Origin of the sequence: Mesorhizobium sp. M1E.F.Ca.ET.045.02.1.1 (assembly GCF_003952485.1) — a bacterium.
Classification (GTDB): domain Bacteria; phylum Pseudomonadota; class Alphaproteobacteria; order Rhizobiales; family Rhizobiaceae; genus Mesorhizobium.
Genome location: NZ_CP034447.1, coordinates 4,007,819 through 4,020,090, shown reverse-complemented (window position 1 = coordinate 4,020,090; position 12,272 = coordinate 4,007,819). Strand labels below are relative to the sequence as shown.

The following is a 12,272-nucleotide window of genomic DNA, read 5'->3' as shown; positions in this document are numbered from 1 at the left end:
TAGTAAATGCCGCTCTAGTAGTGCGCTAACGATACGACGCGTTACCGCCATGGTGAGGCCGAAGGCTTTCGCCATTTCGTGCATGCGCGCCCCTTCCTCCCCCACCTCGACAAGATACTTTAGAAGAGCCACAGAGCGGTCAAGAAGCTGTGCGCCATTTACTTCTTCTGTTTCAGTCTTATTGATTTGCCTTCTCACGATGGCACCCCCTCAAGGTTGTAAAACCGATCGACTTGCCACGGCGCTCAGTGGAAAAAACGGTGTTCCAAGTTCTGCCGGTGATCGGCTGCATTTTCGTGCAATCAGGCGAGACGCTTGCGGTGGCAGACAATCTACAGGCGCCCGGGAGGGTAAAAGGGGCCAGATCGAACTAACAGCTGTACATTTGCAAGCCAGGCCGTGAGTTATGAAGTCAGGCGGCGCGAGTGGCGCCTGATTGAAGGCGACCGCAATATTCGGCGTATTTAGCTGCCAACTCCTCTGCGCGTTTTTCGCACTCATCCAGCGCCATTGCTTCGCAGTCATAGCCGAGCAGCTCACGCAGGATTCCTGCCGATTCTCCCGTGAAGCGCACGGTACCGTCGCTTTCGACCGCCTCAATCCCGTCGTATTTCTGGCATTGCCAATTGATCTCCACCGCATCGTCCAGTGACAAACCTTGAGGCAGTTCGATCGAAATACCAGTTGGAGCAATCCTGACGGGATAGCCTCCCACGAGACCTAGTGGTCCCGGCGCGTGAACAACGCGTTCCAAGTGATCGGCAAACGCACGTAGAATCGCTGTCGCTGACGAAGCGGTGACGGATTGCCCCGCAAGACCTTTCACTCGGCGGAAACGTCCGGCTACGTTCGCAAAGATCTCTTCGTGCCGCAGTTCCTGTGGCTTAACTTCCTGGCCGTTGCGATATATGGTCAAGTGACAAGGTGCTCCGTCCGTGGAACCGGTGCTCGGCATACGATAACTGACATAGTGTTGGGCGAAAAACTGCACATCCACCGCTTTCAGTTCGCAACCCAGAAGATGTGCGGCTGCCAACCTGATGCCCGGAACCGCATTTGCGATGTTGCCGATCCCAATTGTTGGCGAGAGACCCTCGGCCGCAAGCGCGGCATGCGTCACGTCAGGGTAAGATGCGTTTACGACGACGCTCTCCAAATCAGCTTCCCGCACAGCCCTCATGAGGCGTCGTACGAGCACTAGATGCATAGGCGTCCATACGCCTCCGCGTGCTCGATCGATCTGCTGATAGGCATCGGTCGGCAATTGCGTTATCCGCCACCAGGAATGCAAAGTTGTTGCGTTGAAAATTATATCAGGACGGAGAGCCGATAGGCGCTCTGCTGTAGCCTCTGTATTCATCAAATCCAGCGGAACTACCTCGATGGACGGAGAGACCCCGAGGTTTACGGCAGTGTACTTCGCCAGGTTGACCCTCAAGGAGGCTCGCTGCAGATCTCGCGCTCCGACGTGCAGATCGTAGGGTCTGCCGCTTTGACTGAGAAAATCAAGAACGGCCCCGCCAAGTACGCCGTGCCCAACAATGAGGATCTTTACGCTTCCATTCACTGCAGCTCTCCGTTTCCGTTGCCGAAGAGAGTTGTAACGTGAGGCTCATAAGGATGGAAGGAGAGTTCCGTGAAGTTGATGTTGCCTGAGTGAAACAATTTCGCAATATAACTTTTACGTTATATTATAGTTTAAAGTGCTAGACCTCGGGAAATTTTTCTGTTCTTCTCTGGCAAAGCAAGTCGGCAGTTGAGAATCGCTGGCGTGTGACAGGAGGTATGGAGTGCGGCTGAGCTTTTCGATGTACCGGTTGACATGTCGCCCGCCGTGCTTCGAAAGGCGGGCTGAGGGCGGTGGAGAGCAAGACATGTTGGCCTCGGTACGACCTGCCGATGTTGTACTCGAAATCGATCTCAGCGCGATTCAGGCGAACTTTCAGACCATATCGGCCCTCGTTGGCCCAAAGGTAAAAGTAGCCGCTGTCGTAAAAAGCGACGCCTACGGGCTTGGCTTGGTTAAGATTGCAGGCGCCCTCATTGAGGCCGGATGTGATCTGCTCCTCGTCGGCAATCTGCACGAAGCGCTGCTTCTGAGGTCATCCCACATCGGCGCGGACGTTGCGGTTTTTTGCGATGAGTTTGCGAGATATGGCGGCCACTACCGATCGAACGGCCTTATACCAGTTGTGAACAATTGTGTCGAACTGGATGCCATTAGCGGCGCACCCGAGCCGCAAACATACTTCCTCAACGTGGAGACTGGGTTCTCTCGCCTTGGCCTCGCTTTCGGCGACGTACGGCGCGAGTATCTTAGTGGTATCTTTAAGCGGCGTCCGCCTTCGGTCGTACTCAGCCACCTCGCATGCAGCGAACGCGCAGGGGACGCAATGAACTTACTACAAAGGGACCGCTTTCAGGCGACGTCAGATCTGCTTAAACCGGCACTCCGCAGTCTCGCGGCCTCCGCCGGTGTGTGGCTGGGGGAACAATATCACTTCGATATGGTACGGGTGGGCTCGGCACTTTACGGACTTAATAATGCCGGCATCCGGCCAAATCCTTTAAAGCCCGTTGCGAGCCTCAAAGCAAAAACACTGGAGGTGCGCAAAGTCGCAAGGGGTGAGGCAGTTGGATACGGTGCGACTTTTCGCACGGCCCGAGCCAGCCGCATTGCGATCGTCGCGATCGGCTATAGGAATGGCCTTCCATGGGCCTGCGCCAACAAGATATCCGTCCGGTTTGCTGGATATTCTGCTCCTCTAATCGGAAGAGTGTCCATGGAATACATAACGATTGATGTTACGGATGTTCCTGAGACGCTTTGTGGTCCGGGCAGGGAAGCGGAACTGCTGGGCGACGTTTTCACCGTGGATGACCTTGCCGCGACCGCTGGCGTTCATCCACAAGAAGTGCTCACACGTCTCGGCGTCGGTTGCGCAAGGCGGTATCTGGATCGTTCTCCTGCATCTGCGGGGTTCCCGGGCAACTTGACTGATGCGGGCCATGAACACGATCCGCGCGCCATCCCTGGCTAGAGCGAAGAGGCCCGACTGCCTTGCTTCAAAAAAGTTATAGGAAGGGGCTTCTTTTTGTCGCGATCTCTGCCGTCGCGTGGAGCACCGCTGGGCTCTTCATTAGGGTTCTGCCGCTTGACGCTTGGACAATTTTGTTTTGGCGCAGTCTGTTTGCAGCGGTTTTCCTGGCAATTTATCTCGTTGTAGACGGGCCAAGACATAGCCTTCGCCCAACAGGGCGAGGGATTACTGTTGCAGCCTCGTTGGCATTGGCTCTATTGGCGTTCATCCCCGCGTGTCAGCTAACCTCGATCGCCAACGTAGCAGCCCTCTACGGGACGACACCTGTCTTCACGGCTATCATGGGGTGGCTTTGGCTGGGGGAGAAAATTCGTCCTGCGACCCTGTTGGCAATAGTTATGATGGCTGCAGGTATCTGCGTGCTCGTCTGGGGAACAGATCTAGACTCCGACTTGATTGGCAACGCTCTCGCCTTCGTCATGACCTTCATGACCGCGTTTGTTGCTGTGTGTATGCGCCGATACCGCGAAGAATCGCTTCTGGCTTCCGTCTGCGCGGCCAACGTTTTAGTCTCAATGGTCAGCTTGTGCTTCGCTGCGCCATTATCACCAGGTCTGAGACCTCTGGTATACCTTGCGCTTTTTGGCCTGGTGCAAGTGGGATTAGCTTTTGCGTTCTATTCGGCTGGCGCTCGTCGCGTTCCAGCTTCGCAAGCCTCCTTGATTGGAGCGCTAGAAACGCCGCTCGCTCCATTTTGGGTGTGGCTCGCATTCGGCGAAACACCCTCCCTGTCGACCCTGGTTGGGGGTGGGATCATTACCGCATCAACAGTTGGATACCTTTTAGCGATGGCCGGACTCGCGGCACGCCCGTAACGCTGACGTTTGGCTGTCCCAGGAGTTGCAGGAAGGCGTGCAAAAAGGAGCTAATCTCAATGAATAATGTGCAAGCGCCGATCATAATTGAAGGCATCGCGGCGGTCATAAAAACGTATCGTGCCGTCGTTCTGGATCTATGGGGCGTCTTGCACGACGGGAAAGTTGCCTTTCCTCACGCGATCACTGCCATGAATGCTTTGCGAAACAACCGGGTTGATATCTGCCTCCTGTCGAATTCTCCCCGTCGTGCCTACCAAGTTTCTAAACACTTAGCGTCGATGGGAATAAAGCCATCTCAATATAACTATATTGTCACATCCGGAGAGCTGGTTTACAAGGCGCTCGAAAATGCCTCAGACAACTGGCATAGAGCACTAGCAGCTCGCTATTTTCACATCGGACCACCTGAGCTGGCGGGCTTGCTTCGGGGGTTAGATCGGCTCGAGGTCTTTTCACCTCGGGACGCTGACTTTATTCTAACCACCGGGGGGAGCACTCAGCCGCCAGATGAAGCTGCGGCACTGTTGAACGAATGTGCTTTACGCAAACTTCCAATGGTCTGCGCGAATCCCGATTTGGTCGTTTTAATTAGCGATCAACTTGTGGTTTGTGCAGGGGCGCTCGCCGAGCAATACGAAGCGTTGGGAGGGGACGTTTTCTACCATGGAAAGCCGTATTCATCGGCTTACCAACGCGCGCTCGACCTCCTCGGCTACGAAAGACATGAAGTGCTCGCAGTTGGTGATTCGCTACGGACCGACGTTGCGGGTGCTCGAAACGAGGGCATGGACGTGCTCTTCATCGGCAGCGGCATACATAGGTACGCTGCTGGTGAGTTCAAATCAGGCAAATTTCCCAGTGCGCAGCTCCAACAGTTCTTTGCGGGAGAGCCAGTCGTTCCCACGTTCGCTGCTTCCCTCTTTAGGTGGTAGAAGAATAAAGGTGAAATCTGAGCGAGGGTCCGCGCCCCGGATCAGTTCCCGGCGGCTGAATACCTGGCCACGGTCCTCAAGCGTCTGCGCAACAGGTTGAGTAGATCGAGGGTTCCTCGACAGTCCTCAACGAGGAGGCCACGAGTCGCATCCCGAAAGCCGTCTCAGGGGGAGTCTATCGTGGTGAATGCCTATGTGCATGAGGCCCAGAGGTACGGTTCGATGTTTCGTTTGACAAGAACTGCTCCCAGTCCGGGCGCGTCGGATATTTCGAAATATCCAGATCTGCTAAACGGCGGATTCTCAAGCACCTCGACGTAGCCGTCATCGTCCCTGAAGGCAGGATAGTGTTCATGGATCATAAAATTGGTGATATTTGCCTCAATCTGAAGGGTTGCAGCTTCGATTAGACTGCTTCCACACACATGGGGTGCCACGCGCATATTATAGGCTTCGGCCATCGCACAGATTTTCTTTGTCTCCATCAAGCCTCCCGCCGTTCCGACATCCGGCTGAATAATTCCGCAGGCCTGCAACTCGAAAACCTTCCTGAACCCGAACTTCGAATAGACGCGTTCGCCAACAGCAATCGGAATCGGAACCTGTTCTGAGATTACCTTCAGCGCACCATTGTCAAATGGATCGCAAGGCTCTTCGACAAAGCATATATTGAGATCATTGAGTTTCCGGCAAAACCGAATGGTCTCATCGGTAGTCAAGCCCCCACTGAGATCGACCATAAGTTCGACGTCGGGCCCGGCCGCATCACGGACAGCTTTGACTCTGCGGTAAGCAAGCTCAAGTGCATCGGCTGATATTGATCGGCGTGTCACGTGTTGCAAAGCTGGACCAACCCGCTGAGCCAACGGGTAAAATTTCAGCGCTCGATATCCGTCCTTCAGAGGACGTTCTGCCGAACGGGCAAATTCATCCGGCGTATCAGAGGCACCGTACCAGCCATTTGCGTAGGCTCGCACACGGTCCCGGATTTTTCCGCCGAAAAGCTCATAAACGGGGACGCCGAGACATTTGCCTTTGATGTCCCAGAGAGCCTGCTCTATCGCGCTGATGCCGGCAAAGGTGATTGCGCCACCATTCTTTGCCCAGAACGAATGATCATACATTGCAGACCACAGCTCTTCGATCCGGCCGGGGTCTTTGCCGAGTAAGAAGCGTTCCGAGAGATCCTTGATCATCCCTGCCGCCGCGGTCCCGCCAACACCATAGGCTATTCCCGCCTCGCCGACCCCAGTTATGCCTTCGTCCGTCGAGACTTCAACCAAGACAGGATGCAGACGGCCGGATTTCAGCAGATAGATATTTACGCCGGTGATTTTCATGGCTTCCCCACTATCCGTTTGCGTTAGCTTACAGGCTGATCCGCTGATATTCGGCCACCGAGGGCATTCCTCGTGCGAGGAACAAGGTTCTGTCCCAGCACTGCATAGCGACGGAAAAGGCGGTTTGCGTTGGCTCACGCACCGAGGTCTGCTTGCAGACCGCGTCTGGTGCATCGGTTTGATCCCGCAAAGTAACCATCACCTCGTCGGCGTTTGTGCAATGCGCGCCCCGTGCCTTCAGAATCTCGAGCCGCTTCTGGCTAGAAGGGTATTGCCTGGCCAACAGCTCAGCATCTTCGTCATCGCGAATTTGGGCATCCAACGCATGATTGGTGTGAGCAAAGAATGACGCCGATCTGCACACCGACACACCATGTCGGGCTGAAACCTCGACGGAAGCGATTTGGTTGGACGCATCGCCGAAAAGATATGCCCGTCCAGCCATATGTGGCAGTGATTTAGCTCTCTCAATTGCTGCGTCCACGTCTTGGCAGCCAAGAAAAACCCGACGGACAATCTGGCTCGGAATTCCGTCTGAGCGCGACGTTAAGATAAGGTCATTATTGACGAGCCCAAAGCCTGCTCGGTTGAGCCCCACCCAACCGAGGCCACCGGCTGATGCCACGGTCGCGAATTCGAAGCCGCCTGCGCTGACATGAATGAAAAGTGCCTGTTCCGCATCACTCCCCGGCGGTCCATCCCAGTTCTGTGCAATCAAAGCGCCGTCGCTAGTCTGCACTGCCAGACCGCTGCAACCGGTCAAAGCGGACGGCGTAAGAAGCTCGAAGGAACTACGCAACACAATGTCCAACACGTCGCGCCCGACGCCATCTGCGATTCCGCGTATCTCCGCGCCGACCTCGGGAGCCATCATGTCAATCGTCGCGAGAACTGTGCTGGCGCGCTGAAACACCTCCGACATTTCTGCGGTTGACAAGGACGCTAACCGAGCGCCAAGCGACTGACCGATTGCGCCGGCGAAGCGATTGCCATGCTGAAAACCACGCTCGTAGGGAGAGCCCGAAAGCACGACAACTGGAATGGGAGACACGGGAGTCATTCCAATGCGACCCCTCCGCAGAACATGAGGAAAATTAATAGCTCCTCATATACCTGACAATTTTCGTGTCAAGAAAATTCAATCGGGTCGCCGACCTGGGTCAGTGCGTTCATCTCCCTGACCAAGCCCCGGCGCCACACGCCTTCGTTTTCCATCTCTTCAAAGGCTTGGCGGGACTTTGCGCGCCATGCTTTTACCCCGACGTTGCACAAAACCGCTCCGTCCTCCTCCAAGAGGGCAGGCAAAAGATCATGCGTGTGGCCGAGCAAATTCGAACAAAATTCCGCAGCCTCGACGGCAGCTTGTTCCAGCCCGGTTTGAATGTGCGGAGCGAGAATTTGATAACGCTGTAGGTTCATTGCAAATGTCAGGTCGAGCGGCCGGTAGTCCAATGCCGTCATGAACCGAGCAAATCGCGTGAAACGCATGCTCACAACATGACTAAGGTTGGTGATCATCGCCGCAAATTTGCCGTCCTGGAACGCGTCCACCACCTCATTCCACGGAACAACTACAGGTCGGCACCCCATAATCTCGAGATAGCGGAACATGGTATCGTTTTCAGGGCACCTTATAGGCAAGTCTCTTAGGTCATCCGGAGATAAGATAGGGGTTCGCGATAACAAAACCAGAGAAGGACCCCGCTTCCATTTCAAGCTCGGATTTAAAAGTTCGACCGAATTGCTTCGAAGGGCCTGCCTGACTTCTCGATCAAACAAGGAACTCTCCGAGAATCGTTCCAGGTGCTTTTCATCGTCGAAGCAAAATGGGAGTGATGCTAGTTTAACGGGATCCGAATAGTGCTGAAAAAACCCCAGGCTTTCGACGAAAATGTCAATAATTCCGTTGACGAGGGCGCGGACCTGAGTTTCAGCGGGACCAAGTTGCCCCCCGGGAAATACCGAAATCGCAAGATCGTATCCTGTTTTTTGGCTGACTAGGGACGAGAACATCTCGATAGCTCTGCCCTCAGGATCCCAGGACGGTACCAGAGTGCCCAAACAACGCGGCATCTCGGAATCCGACTGAAGAAAATATTGCGCTGGCCGATCCAATTCCAGGCCGAAACGCACCAAAGCTGCGATCGACGCTGGGGCCTTTCCCGTTTCAAGCTTCGACAGCTGCGACACAGACATGCTGACCTTTCCGGCCAGCGCCTCGAGACTAAGGCTCTTGGCCTTCCGGGCCTCGCGCAGCCGCTTTCCAACCAAGCCATTGATCTGTTTTTCCACTTCGGATCTTGCGTCCATTACCGCTCCTGCGCGCTTGCCTCGATCGCGGCCGCTACACTGCACCTAACGCGGGTGGGGAAGGCGGGGGAAATCTCTGGGCCGTTTAGCACCCCTAACATACTCCTAAAGGAAAATATAGGCGGCAGAGGATGCGTAAGAATTTTCTTGACAAGAAAATACAGTCGTGTGCTCATAGGAGGCATCAAGGCCCGTGATCGACACGGCGCCGGAGATTTAGAGAGAGAAGATAAAGCCGTGGCTGGACGGAATATGGCGTTTTCGCCTCAAGAATATCGAGAAAGGTTGGCAAAAGTCCAAAGCGCCATTCAACTGGGCGGGATGGTTGGCCTGCTTGTGCATTCGCCGCATAATATCTGCTATCTCACCGGCTATCACACGTCCGGCTTTTTTGCTTACCAGGTCTTGTTTGTCCCGGCCGAAGGAGAACCTCTGTTATTGGTCCGTGAACTGGAACGGACCAATGCAGACGAGTATTCATGGCTGGCTCTAGACCGGCAGGCTGTTTATCTCGACAACGAAGATCCGGCTTCCGTGACGGGTCGGTGGATGGCTGAACTTGGGTGGACGGCAGCCGGCGACCCAATCGGCGTCGAAAAAACCTGCTTCAATTTGGCAGTAAAAGACTACGAGGAGCTTTGCCATGCTTCGAGGCCCAATAAGGTAGTCGACGGCTCAGGTATCGTCGGTCGTGTGCGGCTCATTAAATCGTCGCAGGAGATTGCTTATGCGCGTCGAGCTGCCGAAATAACCGACGTTGCGATGCGTTCAGGACTTGAGGCCCTCGCCGTCGGGAAAAAAGAACTCGAGATCGCTGCGGCGATCCAGGAACAACAAGTCCTAGGCGGTTCCGAGTACACAAGCCTGCCAAACTACCTCTCATCTGGCTATAGAATGAGGATCGGCCATGCCACGCCGACCGAGAAGGTGATCGAGGCCGGTGACGTCCTCAAATTCGAGATTACGAGCTGCGTTAAGCGTTACAGTGCAGCGATGATGCGCACTGCCGTGATGGGCGCGCCGGCTGCCGAAATAGCTCAGGCCGCTGATCTTCTGATAAGTTGTCAAGACCGTGCCTTCAGCATGATGAAACCAGGCGCAGTTGCTGGTGAAGTCGATGCGGCAGTGCGCCAAACGGTCCTGAAAGCGGGACTTCGGAAAACCTATTATCCGCGAGTTGGCTATTCCTTGGGCATCGGCTTCCCGCCGGTTTCTGGCGAGTGGGAAGTATGCGACTTCATGGCAGGCGATACTTGGCTGCTCCAGGCCGGGATGATCTTTCACATGCTCGTCAATGCCAACGGCATCTCCTTCAGTGAGACTATTCTGGTGACGGAAACGGGTTCGGAGCGCCTGACATCTCTGCCGCGGGAGCTCTACATTGCCCAATAATCCCACCTCGTCGACCCACGCCACTTCCGGCCGGAATTCCCATCAAGGCGAGGCTGCCGGGCTGCTGATCACGAACATTGCTGAACTAACGCCCCTTGATGAATTTGGGCCGGGTCCTCAGAGAGGTGGCCTGAAACACCTAAAGTCGATCAAGAATGCTGCAATCCATGTCGTTGACGGGCGAATAAGGGATTTTGGGCCTGCCGAACGAGTTGTGGCCGGATTGCCGAAGGGAGCAGCGCCTAGAGTTCTTGATGCGTTCGGAGGCGCGGTGGTACCTGGTTTCGTCGACTGCCATACCCACCTGCTCTATAGCGGCTCGCGGGCCGACGAGTACCCAATGCGGGTCGCAGGCGCTAGTTATAGTGAAATTAGTTCCAACGGCGGCGGGGTCACCCGCACAATTCGCGAAAGCAGCGACGCAACCTCAAGCGACCTGAAGCAGGCGTTGACGGCGAGGCTGGAGAAAGCGTTGCTGAACGGGACAACGACTGCGGAAATCAAAACGGGTTACTGGGTCGCCCCGGAAGGAGAAGGCGCGGCGCTAGGTATCATCGCCGGAGTCTCAGCGTCTCAGCCTGTCGACCTCGTTCAAACCTTCCATGTCGCGTTGGGCACGCCGGCACGATTTGGGGGAGCCGGGGAACATGCCAGATACGTCATTGATCACGTTCTACCGGCCGTTGCCTCCTATGCACGCTTCTGCGATGTTGTTTGCGATGTCGGGGCCTTCTCGCACAATGAGGCGCGGCAAATATTGCAAGCAGCAGGCAGGCGCGGTTTAAACTTCAAGATTCACGCCGATGAATTTTCCGCCGCCGGCGGTGCCGAACTCGCGGCTGAGCTTGGCGCTGTTTCAGCCGATCATTTGTGCTTCCTAGGAAAAGACACCGCCCAAACACTGGCCAAGGCACAAACGGTTGCCGTCTTGCTTCCGGCGACGTGTCACTATTTGCTTGCTCCCAGGTTCGCCGACGCCCGCCAACTCATCGACGCCGGAGTACCGATTGCCCTCGGGACAGATCATGGGCCAGGCAGTCCGACCCTTTCGATGCCGTTCGTCATGGGCCTGGCGTGTTCCTGGTTGCGAATGGACCCCGCTGAAGCGTTGGTTGCGGCGACTTGGAACGCCGCTTGCGCCATCGGAGCCGCCTCAACCGCCGGCCAGATCGCGGTCGGGCGGCCAGCAGACCTGGTGGTCCTTAAGGCGCCGACCTATCGGGATTTGCCATATCTGATCGACCAAAACCTTGTCCGATACACGCTTAAGGACGGCGCTGTCTTCGGCAAGCACATAAATTAACAACTTCAACAAAGGGGAACGAAGCCATGAAGTACATTCCATCGAAATTGGCTATTCGGTTAGCCGTTGCAGCATTGTCACTGACCCCAGCGTATGCCCAACAGAAGTTGACCATTTCAGCCTCGGGTGGCTCCTACGATGCCTGCGTCAAACAGGTCTATTCTGACTCCTTCGAGAAGGAGAATGGCATCAAGGTCGTGGTCGGAAGCCCCGCCTATGATACGGGAGTTTGGCGGGCTCAGCAGGAATCGGGAAAAGTCGAGTGGGACGTGGCGACGTCGGATCCGGGCCAGTTGCAGCAGTTAGTGGAGAACGGCTGGGTCCTTCCGCTTGATCCAAAACTGTTGCAAAGCAAGGGAGGGCTCGTCGACTTTCCTGGTATGGTCACCACGAAAGACAACAAAGTTTATGCGCTTCCATCCGAAATTTTCAGCATCGTCGTTACCTACAATTCCGATGCCTTCCCCGGCGAGAAACCTCGCACATGGTCAGACGTGTTCGACGTCAAAAGGTTTCCCGGCAAGCGCCTGTTCTCTAACTCCGTCGTTGATTTCGGCGTGCTCGAGGTCGCCCTGCTGGCCGACGGCGTTGAGCCTTCAAAACTTTATCCGCTCGACGTGGAACGCGCGTTGAAGAAACTCGATACAATCAAGAGTGATATTGCCTGGTACGATTTCGGCACACAGCAGATCGCATTGCTTCAGCAAGGGGAGGCGGTTATCGGCGCAGGCTGGGATGGACGTGTAAAGGCGCTGCAGAAAGAAGGGGTCCATGTCGACTTCTCACCTGATCAGGCGATCGTCAAGCCGGATCTATGGGTGCTGCCGAAAGGCGCGAACGCCGAGGCAGGAGCGCGCTTTCTCCGCCATATCCATGACCCCCAACGCCAGGCGGATTTTGCTAAATGTATCGGATATGCTCCGGCGCTGAAGGGTGCCTACTCGCTGTTGGGCACCGGTCAGAAGTTCACGATCGATCCTCAGGATCTGAGCAAGGTCGTACCATGGGGAGCCAATTATTGGGCCGAACATGCGCGTGACGTCACGACCCGTTTCAACGAATGGCTCACCCAATAA

Annotated in this window: 10 protein-coding genes; 6 read left to right on the top strand and 4 right to left on the bottom strand. The window is 55.5% G+C overall.

Annotated features, from left to right (window positions below; all coding sequences use genetic code 11):
- Nucleotides 1–412: 412 nt before the first annotated feature.
- On the bottom strand, nt 413–1,264 hold the full coding sequence (locus EJ070_RS19435; RefSeq protein ID WP_245464611.1) for a hypothetical protein: 852 nt from the start codon (nt 1,262–1,264) through the stop codon (nt 413–415).
- Between the two features lie 610 nt (nt 1,265–1,874).
- On the opposite strand from EJ070_RS19435, the gene alr reads away from it, so the two are divergent.
- Genes alr through EJ070_RS19420 form a run of 3 tightly spaced genes read left to right on the top strand, consistent with a single transcriptional unit; the run spans nt 1,875 to nt 4,851 of the window.
- Nucleotides 1,875–3,041, top strand: coding sequence for an alanine racemase (gene alr / locus EJ070_RS19430; RefSeq protein ID WP_126092791.1), 1,167 nt, complete (start codon nt 1,875–1,877; stop codon nt 3,039–3,041).
- Between the two features lie 20 nt (nt 3,042–3,061).
- The gene (locus EJ070_RS19425; protein WP_126092790.1) at nt 3,062–3,916 is read left to right on the top strand and encodes a DMT family transporter; all 855 of its coding nucleotides are present in this window, start codon (nt 3,062–3,064) and stop codon (nt 3,914–3,916) included.
- Between the two features lie 59 nt (nt 3,917–3,975).
- Complete coding sequence (locus EJ070_RS19420) at nt 3,976–4,851, top strand: TIGR01459 family HAD-type hydrolase (RefSeq protein WP_126092789.1); 876 nt, start codon at nt 3,976–3,978, stop codon at nt 4,849–4,851.
- Nucleotides 4,852–5,042: 191 nt separating this feature from the next.
- Here EJ070_RS19420 and EJ070_RS19415 read toward each other — a convergent pair whose 3' ends face one another.
- From EJ070_RS19415 to dctP, 3 genes are all read right to left on the bottom strand, one after another.
- Complete coding sequence (locus tag EJ070_RS19415) at nt 5,043–6,191, bottom strand: mandelate racemase/muconate lactonizing enzyme family protein (protein ID WP_126092788.1); 1,149 nt, start codon at nt 6,189–6,191, stop codon at nt 5,043–5,045.
- Nucleotides 6,192–6,219: 28 nt separating this feature from the next.
- A complete protein-coding gene (locus EJ070_RS19410) occupies nt 6,220–7,242 on the bottom strand; it encodes a C45 family peptidase (protein ID WP_245464610.1) in 1,023 nt (340 codons plus the stop codon).
- Nucleotides 7,243–7,319: 77 nt separating this feature from the next.
- A complete protein-coding gene (gene dctP / locus EJ070_RS19405; protein ID WP_245464609.1) occupies nt 7,320–8,501 on the bottom strand; it encodes a TRAP transporter substrate-binding protein DctP in 1,182 nt (393 codons plus the stop codon).
- 147 nt (nt 8,502–8,648) lie between these two features.
- Here dctP and EJ070_RS19400 point away from each other — a divergent pair, with 147 nt between their 5' ends.
- From EJ070_RS19400 to EJ070_RS19390, 3 genes are read left to right on the top strand one after another with little or no spacing between them, the layout of a single operon-like run.
- Entirely contained in the window at nt 8,649–9,893 is a 1,245-nt protein-coding gene (locus tag EJ070_RS19400; RefSeq protein ID WP_245464608.1) for a Xaa-Pro peptidase family protein, read from the top strand.
- The gene (gene hutI / locus EJ070_RS19395) at nt 9,883–11,196 is read left to right on the top strand and encodes an imidazolonepropionase (RefSeq protein ID WP_126092785.1); all 1,314 of its coding nucleotides are present in this window, start codon (nt 9,883–9,885) and stop codon (nt 11,194–11,196) included. Before EJ070_RS19400 ends, hutI begins: the two co-directional genes overlap by 11 nt.
- Before the next feature lie 26 nt (nt 11,197–11,222).
- Nucleotides 11,223–12,272 carry an ABC transporter substrate-binding protein gene (locus EJ070_RS19390; protein WP_126092784.1) on the top strand — a complete coding sequence of 350 codons (1,050 nt, stop codon included), beginning with the start codon at nt 11,223–11,225 and terminating at the stop codon, nt 12,270–12,272.

Bases quoted from the DNA above. Each gene is read 5' to 3' on its own strand.
- alr (WP_126092791.1), top strand. From the start codon at position 1,875: ATGTTGGCCTCGGTACGACCTGCCGATGTTGTACTCGAAATCGATCTC.
- EJ070_RS19420 (WP_126092789.1), top strand. From the start codon at position 3,976: ATGAATAATGTGCAAGCGCCGATCATAATTGAAGGCATCGCGGCGGTC.
- EJ070_RS19415 (WP_126092788.1), bottom strand. From the start codon at position 6,191: ATGAAAATCACCGGCGTAAATATCTATCTGCTGAAATCCGGCCGTCTG.
- dctP (WP_245464609.1), bottom strand. From the start codon at position 8,501: ATGGACGCAAGATCCGAAGTGGAAAAACAGATCAATGGCTTGGTTGGA.
- EJ070_RS19390 (WP_126092784.1), top strand. From the start codon at position 11,223: ATGAAGTACATTCCATCGAAATTGGCTATTCGGTTAGCCGTTGCAGCA.